Source organism: Vibrio sp. A1-b2, from assembly GCF_021726015.1.
Classification (GTDB): Bacteria; Pseudomonadota; Gammaproteobacteria; order Enterobacterales; family Vibrionaceae; genus Vibrio; species Vibrio diazotrophicus.
Genome location: NZ_JAKKCI010000016.1, coordinates 55,490 through 73,010, shown reverse-complemented (window position 1 = coordinate 73,010; position 17,521 = coordinate 55,490). Strand labels below are relative to the sequence as shown.

Genomic DNA, 17,521 nt, shown 5'->3' with positions numbered 1-17,521 from the left:
GAGCTGATCAGATCGTAGATTGATGATTTAGTTCCATGATTTAGGAAACAGAGCCCGAGACATGTGTTGTTTTTGAAGTAGATACTGCAGCTTTTTAAATGAATCGTTCTTTATTGCTGAAGATTAATTCTTTCCATTTATCAATTTAGTATTAGACATCCATATCGTTCGATTATAACAAGGAATTCACGGATGAAAGTGTTCTATGTGATATTACAGAAAAATCATAACTAATTGATTTTTCTGTAATATAATCAAGTCTGTAAATAGAGTATGAATGATATATTTTTCCTATCTTGTAGGCCTCATGTAAATCTTTGGATAATCATCAGCACTTACGGGACCCCGAAAAACATTAACCAGTTGATTTATATGACTTTAAAATCTAATCCGATAATCACTTGTGAATACTATATCCTCTCTAGCACAAAGACTACGTATTAAACATCCGAATACGATATAAACATCACCAATTGATACTAAGGGCTAAAAGGATAAGCGAAGATTCTAACGGAGATTTTTGACTATCTGGTGGAATTTAGCGAATACAAAGAAGCCATATCAGTCATGTTTGACATGTTTGACATGTTTGACATGTTTGACATGTTTGACATGTTTGACATGTTTGACATGAAATTTACGCGATTTAGTGGTGTATGTATTAATACAATTTGAACACTGTCTATAGTAACTCTATGTAGTCGTTGCAAACAGAGTTACTTTCAGAGACACAAGCTATAGAGCTAACCTAATGTTTTTCTATTTGTTGCTTCGATTCTTATCATATATTACAGCAAACGTAGCCACCGCGAACGAACCACCTAAAAGAATCCCCATTGCTATTATAAATTCAGTACTCATACGTAACCTATTCTGATTCCATGCCTAGATAATATTGTAGCAAATCTTAATGCTCGACTTGTTGGAAAATTTCGTACAACGCTATTTGAGTACGATTAATGCTCACATCTCGACTCGTAAATGACATTAGATTAATCATAGCATAATGAGTAGATAAAGATCATGAAAGTCAGCGCTGAAACAAGGAACGGGGCGTGCGACGTGAGGTCGTATGAAACGCTGTTCACCGCTAAACGAGTGAACCATCTGTATCACCAGATGAACCTAGGAGCTTGAATAAAGTAACGGCTCTGACAATGTAACGAAGATTGGTATTTGTCAATCGGGATCTAAATCGTTAGAGGACGCTCCTCCTGATAAACACAAGTCGGGTGAGCTAGGTAGTCAGCATGAGGAACGCATGTGAATCCGTGTAAGGTGCGTTATCCTTCGAAACAGCGGACGTGGTTAATACGCAGTAGCCAAAAGGCACGAGAGTCGGAAAGTGCCCCATGCTCTTTCGTGATCGTTGAACTCTCCGCACCTATAGCGGGCATCTAAACTGATATTGCGCGACATACGGAACACGGTAAGTGCACTAACTCTTAATACAAAAAACCCGCCAAGTAGGCGGGAGCTAAGGAGCAAATAGTCTTTAAGACTCAAGGATGCCTATTAAGGGGGAAGCATCAATTAAAAGCTCTCGCCAATACGCCTGAACCACGATAGTTGTATCCTCTTGAGTTACAGCTCACAAACGCAGATTCACCAGCGACTAATGTAACGGTTGTATTCAGTACAGTGATATCGACTTTGCCCTCAATACAAAACAAAATTTCCGCACTACGCACGTACTGCTTTCTGCTGGTCGAATCTACATTAATAATCTCAAAGCCAAAGTCATCTACAGGAATTGGATAACCTAACTTATTTTCCATTTGATAAGGCCGTAATTTGATACGCTCTGACGGAGTCGGTATGAATTTAGTATTTTCAATCAACTCCGAAACATCCATGTATTTGGGCGTTAATCCCGCACGAAGGACATTGTCTGAATTAGCCATAATCTCCAAACCCACACCTCGTACGTATGCATGAGGTGTTTCCGCATGTAAAAACATTGCATCACCAGGCTCTAGTTCAATCACATTTAACAATAATGGTGAAAAAAGTCCTATGTCGTCATCATAATCGCGTTTAAATTCAGAGATAAGTGAAAATGCTTCTCGTGCTTTTAGTGTTTTTGCCCCATCAGCTAACGCTCGAAATAACTCAGATAAAGCCTGTTGTTTGCGTTCACCGGAAAGATTCATGACAACTGAAAAAAAAACCTTTAAACCTTTCTCATGTTGATTGGCCTGTAAGGTATCAATGTCATTACGCAATGACTCTATTTTTGCCTGATTAAATAAACTGACAATGTCTGATATTGGCCTAAATCCGTTCATTGCTTTATAGAAGGTCAATGCGTACACCAACTCAGGCTTATGATTGCCATCCTTGAAATTGCGGTTGCTAGCACCCAATGCGATACCCAGAGAATTTTCTTTCTCGAAACCTTCTTCTGCTTTCTTTTTGCTTGGATGCACTTGAACTGAAAGAGGCTTTTCTGCTGCCAGTACCTTAAACAGAAATGGTAAATCACCAAATCGATCTGCTGTATAATTCCCTAGCACTTGGTTAGGGTCTTCAAGAATGAGTTCTGCTAGAGTCTTGCCACTTGTTAGTATTTTTGAACATCCATTGGGATGTGAGCCCATCCATATTTCCGCTTGTGGTACGTGATCTGGATTATCAATACCAAAGAGTTCTGATAGAGCAGTTGAGCTGCCCCAAGGGTAATGTTGAACAACATTGTCAAGCTTGAATATAGAGTTATCCATTGTTCGTCCCCTTATCTGCCAAACTCATACCTAACCAAAGTGCGGATGCTAGATTTCTAGAAGTCCTAGTTAAATTGGATTTTGCTTCAGCGAGAACTGTTTCTAAAGGTTGTGGAGCACGCACAGTACCAAATAGCGTATCTATATATCCGTATAGCTCATCAATATTTTCACCTAAAGAGCCTGCAATACCAATAACGGGAATACCTCTAAATTTTGCGCGTTTTGCTATACCAAATGGTACTTTCCCCTGCAGAGTTTGGTTGTCCATCTGACCTTCACCAGTAATAACCAAGTCTGTGTTTTTAAGAAGCTCATCAACATTCAAGGCATCCATTACCATTTCTATTCCTGGCTGAAGATGAATATCAAACAAAATCGATAAACCTAAAGGAACCCCACCAGCAGCTCCAAAGCCCGCACTATGACGATGATCTGCCCCATTAATTGGGGCTGCAACCATTGAGAATTGCCCTAATGCTTTATCGAGTTTGGTTATCATCTCTTCAGAGGCACCTTTTTGAGGGCCGTAAATATGACTTGCACCAAACTCCCCACATAATGGATTAGACACATCACATGCGACCTGCAATTCAACATATTTACATCGAGGATGAGCGTTAGCTAAATTTATGGAATAAATCTGCTCTAATGCGGCACCACCTTTAGACAATTCGTTTCCATCACTGTCCAATAATTTGCCACCAAGCGCTTGTACGATTCCGGCCCCGCCATCATTGGTCGCACTTCCGCCGAGTCCTAATAGTATTTTCTTTACACCAATATCCAACGCTTCTTTAATTATTTCGCCAGTACCATAAGTAGATGCCACCATCGGATTTCGCTCACTTGGTTTTAGCAGGTCTAAACCTGAAGCGGCTGCTACTTCTATCAGTGCGGTTGTCCCATTATCTAACAACGCCCAATTAGCATGAACAGGGGTTCCCATTGGGCCTTCAACAAGAGAAACTCGGTGTTCTCCTTTCAAGCCTTGTGTTAATACTTCAACAGTTCCTTCTCCTCCATCAGCCAATGGAAGATGCTGGTATTCGGCATTAGGGAACACTTCTCTAAAGCCTTCTTCAATAGCACAACAAGCCTGCTTAGCATTCATAGATTCTTTATACGAATCTGGAGCAATTACGATCTTCATTCAATTAACCTTATTTCTTATTGATACTCTTGAAGTTGGTCGTCAAAAACGACCTACTCCATTAGAACTTCACTAGGAAAGACTTAACCTGACACGGTTTAATAAGGCCAAATGATGTATTGCGCGTTGCTGTCGAAATGATTGATTCATCCAACAATGTTTCGTTCCAAGACGTGATTCCATCTTCGAAAGTCACTTCGTCGACTATCTCTTTATTTTCTGATGGATTGAAAACTCGAATAATTAAGGCTTCAGCGTCTTCAGCTTTTTTCACCGCACTTAATACCGCACCATCGATTGATTTATTGAATAAACTATAAGTTAACGGAATATCTTGCTTGCCAACATTGAGTTTCATAGCGTTATATGGGATCTTGTTGTAACACTCTATTGGTGTCACGTTATCTCGAGCATGAGCCATAACGTTAGCGTCAATATGATTGCCTGCGAAGCCAAATAGCGCAAAATTGCACTCCAACTTACCGCGAGTTTGTGAATCCGGAGTAGGTATTTTAATACCTGACGGACGACCAGGGCGAAGCAACAGCTCTTCTTTACCTAACACACCAACACCACGAAGTAATGTTAGAGCAAAGGTATCACGCTGCTCGTCGCCTTGACTTGCGATCACTTCAAACTCGCGCAAGCCGTTAGTCATGAGCGCCAAGCCTCCCACTTGATTTTCCACTGCAGCAAAGTTAATAAGCTGATACACAGGTACTGGAGCTTCTTTCCAACCTTCTTGCTCCCATACTTGCATAGCAGGATCGTTGGTTGGACGAGTAATCAAACCAAACTGGTTGTCTGCAACCACACGCTCAGAGACAAACGGTGTTGGTATCAGGACACGCACGCGGTGATCATCCGCTTGGTTGTCAACAACCATGCAAACGTCAATTCGACGTGAGCCTTGCTTAAGGATTACTTGACATTCAATATGGACATACCCACTTAAGCCGCTACGAGCTTCCCGTTCTATTAAATCCTCAGGCACCTCCATATGAGTTTCGATAGTAGCCACCGACTGGAAACCCTCATGTTTTACTGAGATTTGTGCATCATACTCATCCGAGTACAGTATCCACTCCTTACGTGACGGTGAGTAGTCGTATTCATCCCCATCATCCGAACCATCTTCAAGGCGCAGGACTTGATCAAAAGTCATCTGCGTTTCTTTGTCGAAAATAGTCAATGTGCCGTTGGAGTTGACGTTGATACGATAGAATTCATTTTCCATCATGGCTGCGTCACCACCAGAATCAATTTCTCTTTGTACTCCAGTTTGGTTCGCTTCGATGTGCAATGTTGTATACCCCATCGCAGGTACGGCGTATTTAATTTGAATGTCGTATTCAATGAATGGATCGTAGTTGCCGTAGTGTACAATTTGTCGGTCAATTTTACCGGGATCAATTACGCGCTGATCTTGAATGTAGTACTCAACAGAATTGCCTTGGTCATCAAACAGATTGAAGGACTCTGCACGAATGGTAATCGTAGTATTGATCACTTCATCACGCTCATACGGCGACAAATTAAATAGCACTAGCTTGTCGCAACCTTCGCGCGCAGGCATGTGGTCGACAATCTTACGCTTGTAGAAGTTGATGAGGTTCGTCGCCATGTCGTCAGCTAGAATGTATCGATTCAAGATTTCAGCATGAACTTTGTCTGAACAACAGCACCCAATCGAGTCATGGGCATGGTTTTTCATGCTCTCTTTCCACATTTTCTCAATAAGTCCGTGGTGATATTCAAAACCTAGCGTCCAGGCAATTGAAGCAAGCGGCTCTAGAATATTGACGATCTTGTTTTCTACTTCTGCATGGATCAACTTGATATCCATACGTGTCGACGAGATGGTTCGGTGAACACGCATATACTTGCCGTCATTAAACTCACCCTTGATGGTATCAAGCTTATCGCGCTCATCACGAATACGATCAAACACCTCCTCAAAACGGCTCATAACAAACTCACGTTCTGGGTAGATCTCGCGAAGCTTATCCATTACTTCGAAGATATCTTTTTGGATTGGCATTTGGTCATGACCATTCGGTAGTAAAATATCTTTTGTGACCGAAGGTTTCTCCAACACAGGAAAGTATTTATCTAAACGTGCACGCAAGCTGGCTTCATCTTGTGGCAGGTATTTACCAATTGCGTAACCCAATGGTAGCACTTGCGTCATGACTTCTGAGCCGTCATTAGATTGCCATAAAAATTCGGTTTTGTTAGTGCCATGACGCTCTGAACAACCACGCCAAAACATCGCAGTATCAATACCAAACCCATTATAAATCATCGGTAATTGCGAACTCATTGAGAAGGAATCTGGCAAATAGCCAATTTTCATCGGCTCACCGAGTGCCATACAATCTCGAATTCCGTATAGCATATTACGAACAATCGACTCCCCAGAGACCTGCATCGTATCGGTTTGCGAATACCAAGGACCAATGATCAATCTACCCGCTTCAACTAAAGATTGAACACGTTGCTTGTTCTCTGGTTTGATCGCGAAATAGTCTTCCAGCACAGCAGTCTGACCATCAAGTACGTAATATTTGTACTGCGGGTCACACTCCAAACGCTGCATGATTTCTTCCATATTGTTGACCAAAAGAATACGAGATTCTTCAGTTGTGAAATACCATTCGCGATCCCAGTGCATATGAGGAGTAATGTGAACACGTGATTTAATCATTTGGGGAATACCTTAGTTAATGCATTTACGATATACGAAGAGTGATGAGTTGCTCTCAAGAGCGTCCAAATAGTTTTGATACAAACTTAGAAAAGCCTTTTTGCTCATCTTGGTTTGGCGTCTCAACGACAAGCTCTGAGCCAACCACCTCATCAACCACTGGCTGGGGTTCTTCATCTCGAAGCAAGCTCATAATTTCTTCGACAGTAGTAGCCGCTAGTACTGCTTCTCTCACGTCATCATCGACCAGCGTACTAGTTAACTCAGTAAGCAACTGCATATGAGTTGATCCCGCCTCTGCGTTTGGAATAGCTATAAGGAAAATGAGGTTTACATCTTCTTCGTCATCAATACCTTGCCACTTCAATTCTTGTTTAAGGGTCGCAACGGCGAAAGCCGCTTCTTTTACCGCATCGGTCTTTCCATGAGGCACAGCTAGGCCTTCACCGAGTGCTGTTGCACCGTGTGCTTCACGCTCAAATACGGCTTTAAGATATTCATCTTTATCATGGAGCTTGCCCTGCTGGTTTAGTTGTTCAGCGAGCACTTCTATCGCTTGATCACGACTCTCAAAAGCGATTTGAAGGTTAATTAGCGATGGATTAGTCAATGTAGTTAAGTTCATAGTCATTTTCCTGTCATCAGGTCCATTGGTCTCTTCTCGACCAAACAATTCAAATATAATACAACTACAATACAATTGTTTTTTTGATCCATATCTCATAAAAGAAAGAAAAGATTACACCGCCTGAATTTTCAACCACAAAAATTGAAATATCAATATAACACACTGTTTTTTTGAATAAAAAACAAAGAAACAGAAAAACATTTATTGAAATTTGTAGGAACAACAATAATACACTTATAATACAAATGTGAATAACATCACAGATGAAGGGTGGAATGTGAGCAATAATAAGTCATCGAGCAAATACATGATTGCTCTGGGTAAGCTAAAACATTTATTAATTCAATAGTTGTAGAAACGAAACATAAGGGACTACAGATGAAAATCTTAGCGATTACAGCATGTACCGCCGGTGTGGCTCACACCTACATGGCTGCCAAAAATTTGGAAAAGAGAGCTGCAGCCCGAGGCTGGCAAATAAAAGTTGAAAAACAAGGTGCCAATGGTCTTGACGGCCGGATCACTCCGCAAGATGTCGCTGAAGCTGACGGCATCATATTCGCGACGGATGTTGGCGTTGCAGAAGCAGAGCGCTTTGAAGGTCTTCCAGCAGTCCACGGTAAAGTGAAAGACGGAATAAAAAAAGCGGATGAAATGCTTGATGCTCTCGAACAAAAAGTCAAAGCAGATGGTGTTACTCAGAAAAAAACGACCAGCTCTTTTTCAGAAGAGCGAGAAGAAGTTAGTAATGACAACATTGTCGTTAAATTTCTCAAAGACTGGTATAAAGGCGCATTATCAGGTGTCTCTCACATCATCCCTTTAGTTATAATCGGTGGTCTCTGCGTAGGTCTTTTAAACCTATTCTTTGGCTACGATTATACTCACCTTTATGATGAGGCAATTCTGACCGAGTACACAGGCAAAACGTATGCAGACCTGGGTATAATTAATGCGTCTGAAGGCCTTGCAAACAATGATATTAGTGCAATAAAGAAAGAAGTTACCGCCGCTATTGCTCAGCCAGAAGCAAAAGCACAGTTTGAATCTTCTCTTCAAGGTATCATTCACTTTTTGTATTACAGTACGCTCAAGGCATTCAACCCTCTACTTGTCTGTGTTCTTGCCGCCTTTACAGCTTACGGTATGGTAGGTAAGCCTGGACTTGCACCTGGTTTTGTCGGCGGTTATGTTGCTATGGGTGGCGGATTCGGGAGCATCTCTGTTATGACAGGTGGATTCCTTGGAGGACTAGTCGCTGGTGCTGCTGCCGCTGTATTTGTTATGCTGATCCGCCAAATCAAAGTGCCTGCAGTACTTGAATCCGTTAAGATGATAATAATCACACCTCTGCTTGCTGGTATCTGTACTCTGCTATTCATGTATGTAGGCCCTGGTAAACTGTTCGCTGAGTTGAATTCAGGTCTTGTAGAATGGTTAACGTCAATGGGAACCAGTAACCTTATGATCCTTGGTTTTATCCTTGGTGCAATGGCATGTTTCGATATGGGGGGGCCAGTAAACAAGGCCGCTTATATGTTCTGTATCGGTGTCGGCACTAGTGGTGACTTTGCAGGCGATGCTTCCATCTTCTACGCGGCGTTCACAGCAGCAAAATGTATTCCTGGAATGTCTTTAGGCATCATGTCAGTCCTGTTTAAGCGCTACTTCGATGAAGAAGACCGTTTGGCGGGCCCTTCGACAGCTATTTTGGGCTTCTGTGGTATTACGGAAGGAGCAATCCCTTACGCAGTTAAGGATCCGATGCGTATCATTCCAGCTCATATGGTCGGTGGAGGTGTTGCTGCTGCACTGATTTTATCGTCCAAAATTACTATCGGGACTGTTGCTGGCGGTGCTGTATTTATGCTCCCAGTCATAGGGGATCCAATGTCATGGTTACTATACTTTTTAGTCGGTATTGCTGTGTCTATTGCACTAACAATTGCGCTTAAAGCAGTTGGTAAAGACAAACGACTAACCACAACAAAAGCATAGAATTGTCTTATCCCTTACAAAGGCTCTCGGTTTACCTAGAGCCTTTGTTTTTTTGCCTCAACTCTGCAACATGGATGATTTATATATTCAAATATGAAGTGACGTAAATTGAATACAATTTGTATTATCTATTTTGAATTCGTATCATGTTGTGACTTAATATCTAGTTCAATCACAATCATCCTAACGTACAACTGAATACCGTTAGTTCATTTGTCAATCTGTCGAGGTATCCATGACAAGACTTCCCATGTATCGCAAAATAGCCGATGAAATACGAAATAAAATTGGTACTGGAGAGTACAGAGTAGGTGAAGCTCTCCCTACAGAGGCTCAGCTACGTGAAGAATTTTCGGTAAGTAGAGTAACCGTTAGACAAGCGCTTAAACTCTTAATTGAAAACGAAGAACTTAAAAGTATTCAAGGCAGTGGGACCTACGTAAAAGAAAGTAAGGTGAACTACGACATGTATCAACAGAGTAGCTTTGCTGAAAAATGGGCCCACCTGGATGGTGTAACACACAGTGACGTTCTCTCTTTTGAGATACGATGTGCATCTCTTACAATGGCCGAACACTTAGACGTTAAAGAGGGCGAGCGCATTTTTTATATCAAACGGGTAAGGTACGTTGACGACAATCCAATTACAGTAGAAGAAACTTGGATGCCTACTGCAATGTTCCCTGATTTGACCTATCAGGTTATGCAGGGTTCAAAATATGAGTACATTGAAAAACAAAAAGGCTTAATAATTGATCGCAGCGAGCAAGAGATAATTCCTATACTTCCACCTCAGGATATTGCAGATTTGCTGGGTATTGCTCCAGCCGAACCAATAATCGAAAAGAGAACTCGTAGTTATTTACAGGATGACACCGTGTTTGAATACAGTCGCAATTACTTCAAATCAAGCAATTATAAGTTTACTTTGATTGCCAAGCGTGAGAAGCGAGATTAACGCATCATGAAAAGCTCTGTGTGGAAACGTTCATGCGAAACTCCGGCAGAACTAAGTTCTGTTTTTAACATACTTCCAAATTGTTGTGACCCACACAAACAAGTCTCAAAGTTATTACTCTTCATTTTTTCTAGAATCAGATTACTATCCAAAAACTCACCTAAATCCGAAATTACCATGTGCAGTTCAACAAAATCGAGACGTTGCAAAAGAGACAAAATTTCATTGTGAAATGAAAGCTTCTTTCTCTGAGTTAACACTATAAAATAAGTGCACTTTTTCGAACTTGTACTGCCGTTTGTTGTCCTCTCTCGTTAGCCAATAAAGTCTAGAAACAAAAGGCACTATACCGATTCCTGCACCAATCTATACTTGCTTCCCATATCTAGGAATTTGAAACGCACAGTAACCTCCTTCGACTGTGACCTTTTGGCCGACTTTAAGACTATTAACCATCTTATGGGTGTAGTTTATGGGTGTAGTCGCCCAAATCTTTTACTCCGAATTCTATTCTTTGATTGTCCCATAAAAGCTCATTTACATAGGCTTACCATACCTAACCCACCTTTTACATTTAAGGGACAAACTTTAATACAAATAATGAAAGGAATACGTTATTAATTTAACCATTAGAAATCGACTTTATGTTTTCAAGAGGTTTAAAAACGGAACCAGATATCTGAATTCACTTTGGGACTATGACACAAAAAAATTTGACTGCAGACCTTTATCCACGTTTAAACATGATTTACTTTCTTTTTACTCATCATACTAACCTTGAATAAAAAGAAAGCTATGTGGCTGAACAATTACCTTTTTAAATCTTCAATAAGGTTATTATTCGAAGGGAATAACGCTTTTTTTGCTTCATCGTCCATGATGCTCTTAAAATTGTGTTCACTGCCAAGACCTCGAGCCACTTTTACCGATGGACGTGAGTTGACTTGCTCAAACCATGCTTTGATGTTTGGATAATCGTTCAAGCGCCCTTTTCCTAAAACGTGTTCAACTTTGTCTATCCAGCCCCACGCTGAGATATCGGCGATAGTAAGCTCTTCACCCACGATATATTTTCTGTCTGCTAAATGTTGGTCTAGCACCAAATAATGACGCTCAGTTTCACTCATGTAACGGTTTTTAGCATAATCCAGTGATTCTGGAGCGGCATAATGGAAGTGTACAGATTGACCTGAGAATGGACCTAATCCCGTTCCAATAAACATCAACCATGATAAAAATTGAGCTTTATCTTGCGGCTTACCTAGCAAAGTTTGATGCTTTTCCGCTAAGTAGAGTAGGATAGCCGTCGAATCAAATACTGTGGTGCCGTTATCGTCGATAGCAGGCAGTTTGCCGTTCGGGTTTACCTGACGAAACTCCACGCTGTGTTGCTCGCCTTTTAGCGTGTCCACTGGTACCAGTTCAAACGGAATATCAGCTTCGGCTAAAAATAAAGCCACTTTCATTGGGTTTGGTGTTGGGTGGTAGTAATAACTGGTACCGGGGTTATCTTTGTATCGTCCATATGGCGGGCGTTCTTCAAATAAATTTTTGCCAATGTATTCAGGATACTTAGCTGCTAGTATAAAACCATCTTCTCTAGCGACAAAAATTTGATTTTGTTCCGTTAAGGTATATATAAATTCAGATATAGAATTGACAGAAATATTAATACATAAGGCACCAACAGTTTTCCCATTTCGAACAATTGGCACCCCTAATGCCATAACCAAATTACCTGCACTACTGGCATAAGGTCTGGTAATTATATTTTTCTCACCTGAAAAAACCCTTGTATACCATTCACGGTTAAGATTTTTTGCATTAAAATTTGGTATTTCACCCGAAGATAAATAAGTAGAGCCGTCTTTCATACCTACGTAGGAAGCTAGTACTTGTAAACTATTTTCTAAATGTGCAAGCTTTTTGGTTGTTTCCTCTATATTTATGTTACCACTTTCGTCTATTGGTAAACTGCTGGTGATAACATTTAAACTATCGAAGTATCTTTTTATTTTTTGCTCTACCGAATTTGACATTAAAAATGCTTGATTATTTAGAGTATTTGTATACCCATCTACTGATGCTGATTTAAAATTAATATAACTAGCTAGAGTGACACAAAAAAATCACTCCTAGAAAAAGAACTCCAGTAAAACTAAGCAGTTTTATTTTAGCACTCACAACCGATTTCCTTAAAATTAAGTGATCCAGAAAAAATATCGAAACCAAGTAAGCATTTAAACTATTGTATATATATCTGAAGACACTTTTCGTAGCCAATTAGTATCACAAAAGCAAAAATCCCACTATGTGGCATTCATTAATGAAAAAATAAAGCAGCGTAGCAATATCCACTACACTGCTTTAAATCTGTATAGTTCAATAAACCATACTTAAATTTACTCTACTTTTAAGCTACTTAATTTAGCTTGCTTCCTCTTTATGCGAGTGAAAATTCCACCAAGAATAACGATGCCACAAAGTGCGTAAGTCGCCATGAAAGATTTATCACCGGAAACCAGTCCCAAATCAGAGAAAATAATATAAGCGCCGAGAACCATGTAAAGGATGACTGCAGATGCTTCAAATCGGAACTCCCACGGTTTTATATCCATAGCTTCGTTCACTGGAAGCACGTAATCTGTATCGCGAGGATGTACTTTACCTATGATGAACATAACAGCACAGCATACAACAAATAGTACAGCAAGTTGGTGGAAGAAATGCAACTCTGCCAATGGCTTAAGCGGTCCAAGATAATCGTGCATGGTAGCAGGAGTAAACTGAATAATACCGTAAGTCATGACAAAAATAGCTAAAGAAGCCTTCGCAGCTATTGCTGGAACACGTTTAGTCACATATCCCATGAATACGATCGTGAAAATGGGAACACTGAATAAGCCTGCCAAACGTTGTAGCAAATCGAACAGACCATTTGGTGCGAACATAATAAACGGTGCAATACCAACGGATAAGATTGCGATAAACAAACCAAATGAACGGCCTTTGTTTACCAATTGTTCGTCAGTAAGCTTATTTTCTTTATCAAACATCGGCTTATACACATTCAGTGTAAATAGCGTTGTTGATGAATTTAATACACCGTTGAAAGTCGATAGAATCGCGCCAAACATCGCCGCTAAAAAGAAACCGACGAGAGGTTTTGGTAGCACTTCATTTACCAAGCGAGTGTACATCGTATCCGCTTCATAGCTTTGACCAGAAGCATCTGAAGTCCCAAACATGTGGTAAGCGATAATCCCTGGGATAATAAGAAACAGTGGTGTAAGTACTTTTATTGCACCAGCTAAGATTACGCCTTTTTGGCCTTCTTTTAAGTTCTTAGCCCCCAAAGCTCGTTGTATAATGGCTTGATCAGTCCCCCAGTAATAAAGGTTAACAAGCAGTAGACCAGTAAACATGGTTGAGAAAGGCACGTTTGGATCGTTTTCTGCTCCCACAGCCTGCAACTTGTCTGTTGCATTTGTCGTAATAACGGTCAGACCTTCTGAAAAACTTCCATCCCCAAGCACAATCAGACCAAAAATTGGGATCATCAAGCCACCCACAATCAATCCAACACCATTTAAAGTATCGGCGATAACAACCGCTTTCAGACCACCATAGATGGCATAAAACAGACCTAAAATACCGATAATAGACGCAATCAATAATACCGTTTGGAATCGACTGATACCCAGCATGGTTTCTACATCAAAGATACCACCAATAACCATCGCTCCTGCGTAGAGTGTGTTTGGTAATAAGTTAATGATATAGCTCAGTAGGAATAACACCGTCACAAACTGCTTTACTGACAGGTCATAGCGAGATTCTAAGAAATCCGGAATTGTCGTAATACCTTGTTTAAGATAACGAGGCACAAGGAAAAGCGCGATGATGATAAGTGTAATACCGGATGCAACCTCATAGCCCATCACTGACATATTTCCCTTAAATGATAGAGCACTCATCCCTACAAAACTGGTTGCTGAAAGGTTAGTCAGGATAAGTGAACTTGCGATAAGTCCACCCGTAAGGCTTCGTCCTCCTAGGAAAAAGCCATCTTTTGAGTCATTTTTTTGATTCTTAACACGTGACCAAGTGAAAAACACCACAAAGCCCGTGAAAAAAAAGAATGACAGTAGAATTGTCATTGGCATAATTGTGTCCTTAATATATTAAAATATTAGATGTTATTGTTTATGGGGCAAAGGCGCAGATTCAGTCATTACTGCAGCTCTACCCCAGATATTGGAATGGCGTTTTTACTCCTTACAATTTCTCTAGATGAACAATCAGCGCCGATTCAGGATCCAGAATTGGCAGGTATAAACCTATCTCTTTGAGATTGTCGCCACTTAACGTTAGAGTCTTATCCAGCCACTTAGGTCTTTGTTTCATCAGTTGGAAACTGGTTTGTGGCATATCAACCAACTTCACATGGTATTTGGCGTCTACATCAACGCAGCTAATGCGAAGAGGAGAAGGAAGGGCGTGATCTGGCATCGCCAGTTGACAAACGGTAATCAACATTTCGTTGCCATTTTCAACGCCATAAATGTTCTGATTCTTATCTGCAGGGTCAATTCGGAAACTACGACCACTGTGGAGCAAGTCGCGATATTCCTTGTGCAGTGCAATGTAACGTGAAAAAGCGGCTTTCTCTTGCTTAGATTCTTTAACTGGGTCTAGCTCGACGCCCATATGGCCGCTTAATGCCGTGACTCCACGCATATTGATGCCATGGCGTCGGTTTGTTGAGTGGCATTCAGCAGGACCAATATGAGCTCCCATGACCTCAGGAGGAAAAAAGTAGCTCATACCTTTTTGAATCGATTGACGCTCTAACGCATCGTTGCAGTCTGACGCCCAGAAACGCTGTGTACGTTTTAGGATTTCAAAATCTATGCGGCCACCACCCGAAGAGCAAGATTCAATTTCCACTTCAGGGTGAGCGATATTTAGCTCATCAACCAAACGGTACAATGCTTGTGTTTGACCGTGAACTGCTGGCCTGCCATGGTGACCAGGTTGAACAAGCTCTCGGTTCATATCCCACTTGAGATACGTAATATTGTATCGAGTAAGGAGGTCATTGAGGCGTTCAAACAGGTAGTCAAAACATTCTTTATTCTGTAGGTCGAGTACATACTGCCAGCGACCAGACGGTTGATGATAACCTTGTAGACCGAGCACCCAATCAGGATGTTTACGATATAGATTGGAATCCTGACTTACCATTTCAGGCTCAACCCAAAGACCAAACTCCATACCTTCTTTATTGACATGCGCAATAACCGGCTCTAGGCCATTTGGGTACTTTTGCTCATCCAAATACCAATCACCTAGAGCTGCCCGCTCACCATCTCGCCCAATAAACCAACCATCATCAATAATGAACCGCTCAACTCCCATTTCCGCCGCTTCAGTCGCCATTTGCATGATGTATTCTGGTTTGTGATCGAAATAGATACCTTCCCAAGTGTTCAAATGAACTGGGCGAGGTTTGTTCACCGGAAACTTAACAATGTTTTCACGAACATATTGTTGGAATCGTTGTGAAATGCCGTTTAGACCAGTGCGGCTGTAACAACCGTAAAGCCACGGTGTTTGATACTCTTCACCAGCCTCTAGAATAGATTCACCCGATAGTAGAAGCTCCCCAGCTTGGACAAAACGACGACCATCACTCCGAACATCGGCGCGTATTTGGTGGTTACCACTCCAACCAAGATGAAAACCCCACACTTGACCAGTCTGTTCATTGAAACCATTAGTTCCAACAAACAGACCTGGGAAGTTTTCATGAGACGTACGTCCACGACGGTTTTCTTGCATAAACCCACCATGTTCAAATCGTTGACGCTGAGTTTGGAACTCATGACACCAACGACCATGGAAAGTCATTAATTCATTTGCATGATTAGGCAGAGGAAGTGTTGAAGACAATTTGCCTAAATAGTATCTGCTGTTACCAGTATTCCTTACTGTGACTCGTTTTTGCACAACATCTGTATTGAAGTCCAGAGCGAGTTCTACAGAGAGTTGCAATTTAGCAACTTCATCTTCCATCAGAAATGTCACTTGACTATCTTGTACCAAGGAGGAGGTCAGCTTAAAAACGGGAGCCCAGTCATAACCATCACGATGGCCTTCAATACCGGGTGCATTGAAATGACCACATCCCAGCTCTGGACAAAGGGACAATGGTACATCAACATCAAGCCTAGCCTGAGATATGGGACGTTCTGTAGATAAAAGGAGGTCTTCATCAATTTGCGCAATTTTCGCACCCCAATGAAGGATCTCTGGAACTCTATCTATCTTAATAATCAAGCTATGACTAATACTCTTTAGGTGGATAAATTCACTCATAATTGGTTTGACCTTTTGTTTCTTGATTAATGTTTTCGAAAACACAACTTAATTAGATACTGATATCTTCCTCTATAAATATCAAAAAAAATGCATCTATATGTGATATAAACCACCATAAATAACCACAATTTTTGACATAGACATCTTGTTATCGAAAACATTAAGCCGTGTTATTTATGACATATTTACTTACCAACTCGTTCTGTAAATCTCATAACTAGCTACATGTCATTTCTAAGCCCTCCGATTTAGGCTGAGAACAAAAGGAGAGTTCGCGATGAAAAATCACGTTACTCAGAAACACAAATCGTCAAAATTTTTAAGTAAATGGAAGCTGGCAGCAAGGTCAATGAAGTGTGCCGTGAATACTGCATTTCAGACTTGAGCTATTACAACTGAAAAGCTAAGTACGGTGTCATCTAATTAGCGGATGTTACAGCTCGATGGAAGAAATTCAGAAAGATCTGGACGATTGTATACACTACAACAATCATCGTACTTATCAGGGAAAAATGCGCTGTGGCAGAATGCCATTAGAGACATTAGAGACATTAGAAGATGAAAAATCAATCTGGACTGAAAAGAATCTAGCCCAGACATAATCTAACAGGCACCGAGTCAAATATGGGTACCGGTCAGTTCAGGTCTGAATTAGTACAGTTAATTACTACATTAGAGAGTTTAATCTTCGGTATATGCTGTAAGGCATATAAGCAGATACCCCCTTTTGGGGCTATTCCCACACACATAAGCACCAGTACCATTGGCTTGCGCCTGCTCCGCACTATCGTAAATTCCCGAACATGGCTCTAAAGCAAAATTATGAGTTTGATTATGTGCACCTTGGTTTTTACATACACCTAAATAAGGTGTAACGGAAGTATCGACAATCATTAACAACCTACACCGTTTACCTTCAAATCCAAACCAGTCACTATTCGAAAATATTTCCTAAAAATGGAATTTGACC

At 40.9% G+C, this 17,521-nt stretch carries 9 protein-coding genes and 2 pseudogenes; 3 read left to right on the top strand and 8 right to left on the bottom strand.

Features of this window, described 5'->3' with window-relative positions:
- Window positions 1–1,529: 1,529 nt before the first annotated feature.
- The 4 genes and pseudogenes from manA to L3V23_RS20565 all read right to left on the bottom strand — a co-directional run.
- Window positions 1,530–2,723: a mannose-6-phosphate isomerase, class I gene (gene manA, locus L3V23_RS20580; RefSeq protein ID WP_237292918.1), complete on the bottom strand. Its 1,194-nt coding sequence runs from the start codon at window positions 2,721–2,723 to the stop codon at window positions 1,530–1,532.
- Complete coding sequence (locus L3V23_RS20575; protein WP_237292916.1) at window positions 2,716–3,876, bottom strand: glycerate kinase; 1,161 nt, start codon at window positions 3,874–3,876, stop codon at window positions 2,716–2,718. Before L3V23_RS20575 ends, manA begins: the two co-directional genes overlap by 8 nt.
- Before the next feature lie 61 nt (window positions 3,877–3,937).
- On the bottom strand, window positions 3,938–6,583 hold the full coding sequence (gene mngB, locus L3V23_RS20570) for a mannosylglycerate hydrolase (RefSeq protein WP_102942329.1): 2,646 nt from the start codon (window positions 6,581–6,583) through the stop codon (window positions 3,938–3,940).
- Between the two features lie 181 nt (window positions 6,584–6,764).
- Window positions 6,765–7,208: pseudogene (locus L3V23_RS20565) on the bottom strand (fructose PTS transporter subunit IIA); the annotation flags it as partial.
- 381 nt (window positions 7,209–7,589) lie between these two features.
- On the opposite strand from L3V23_RS20565, the gene L3V23_RS20560 reads away from it, so the two are divergent.
- Window positions 7,590–9,209: a fructose-specific PTS transporter subunit EIIC gene (locus L3V23_RS20560; RefSeq protein ID WP_102942330.1), complete on the top strand. Its 1,620-nt coding sequence runs from the start codon at window positions 7,590–7,592 to the stop codon at window positions 9,207–9,209.
- Between the two features lie 235 nt (window positions 9,210–9,444).
- On the top strand, window positions 9,445–10,167 hold the full coding sequence (locus L3V23_RS20555; protein WP_180980071.1) for a GntR family transcriptional regulator: 723 nt from the start codon (window positions 9,445–9,447) through the stop codon (window positions 10,165–10,167).
- Between the two features lie 809 nt (window positions 10,168–10,976).
- Here the strand turns inward: L3V23_RS20555 and L3V23_RS21370 are convergent.
- From L3V23_RS21370 to L3V23_RS20535, 3 genes are all read right to left on the bottom strand, one after another.
- Window positions 10,977–12,206, bottom strand: a complete 1,230-nt coding sequence (locus L3V23_RS21370) for a cache domain-containing protein (protein ID WP_346656174.1) — start codon at window positions 12,204–12,206, stop codon at window positions 10,977–10,979.
- Between the two features lie 363 nt (window positions 12,207–12,569).
- Complete coding sequence (locus L3V23_RS20540; protein ID WP_237292913.1) at window positions 12,570–14,333, bottom strand: solute:sodium symporter family transporter; 1,764 nt, start codon at window positions 14,331–14,333, stop codon at window positions 12,570–12,572.
- A 112-nt stretch (window positions 14,334–14,445) separates the two neighbouring features.
- On the bottom strand, window positions 14,446–16,548 hold the full coding sequence (locus L3V23_RS20535; RefSeq protein ID WP_237292911.1) for an alpha-galactosidase: 2,103 nt from the start codon (window positions 16,546–16,548) through the stop codon (window positions 14,446–14,448).
- A gap of 437 nt (window positions 16,549–16,985) precedes the next feature.
- Here L3V23_RS20535 and L3V23_RS20530 point away from each other — a divergent pair.
- A pseudogene (locus L3V23_RS20530) lies at window positions 16,986–17,153 on the top strand (IS481 family transposase); the annotation flags it as partial.
- Between the two features lie 79 nt (window positions 17,154–17,232).
- Here L3V23_RS20530 and L3V23_RS20525 read toward each other — a convergent pair.
- Window positions 17,233–17,445 (bottom strand): hypothetical protein, encoded by a 213-nt coding sequence (locus tag L3V23_RS20525; protein WP_237292909.1) that lies wholly within the window; start codon window positions 17,443–17,445, stop codon window positions 17,233–17,235.
- Between the last annotated feature and the right edge of the window lie 76 nt (window positions 17,446–17,521).

What these genes read in the sequence shown, in the direction of transcription:
- L3V23_RS20535 (WP_237292911.1), bottom strand. Translation starts at nt 16,548, where the DNA reads ATGAGTGAATTTATCCACCTAAAGAGTATTAGTCATAGCTTGATTATT.
- mngB (WP_102942329.1), bottom strand. Translation starts at nt 6,583, where the DNA reads ATGATTAAATCACGTGTTCACATTACTCCTCATATGCACTGGGATCGC.
- L3V23_RS20555 (WP_180980071.1), top strand. Translation starts at nt 9,445, where the DNA reads ATGACAAGACTTCCCATGTATCGCAAAATAGCCGATGAAATACGAAAT.
- L3V23_RS20540 (WP_237292913.1), bottom strand. Translation starts at nt 14,333, where the DNA reads ATGCCAATGACAATTCTACTGTCATTCTTTTTTTTCACGGGCTTTGTG.
- L3V23_RS20525 (WP_237292909.1), bottom strand. Translation starts at nt 17,445, where the DNA reads ATGATTGTCGATACTTCCGTTACACCTTATTTAGGTGTATGTAAAAAC.
- L3V23_RS20575 (WP_237292916.1), bottom strand. Translation starts at nt 3,876, where the DNA reads ATGAAGATCGTAATTGCTCCAGATTCGTATAAAGAATCTATGAATGCT.
- L3V23_RS20560 (WP_102942330.1), top strand. Translation starts at nt 7,590, where the DNA reads ATGAAAATCTTAGCGATTACAGCATGTACCGCCGGTGTGGCTCACACC.
- manA (WP_237292918.1), bottom strand. Translation starts at nt 2,723, where the DNA reads ATGGATAACTCTATATTCAAGCTTGACAATGTTGTTCAACATTACCCT.
- L3V23_RS21370 (WP_346656174.1), bottom strand. Translation starts at nt 12,206, where the DNA reads ATGTCAAATTCGGTAGAGCAAAAAATAAAAAGATACTTCGATAGTTTA.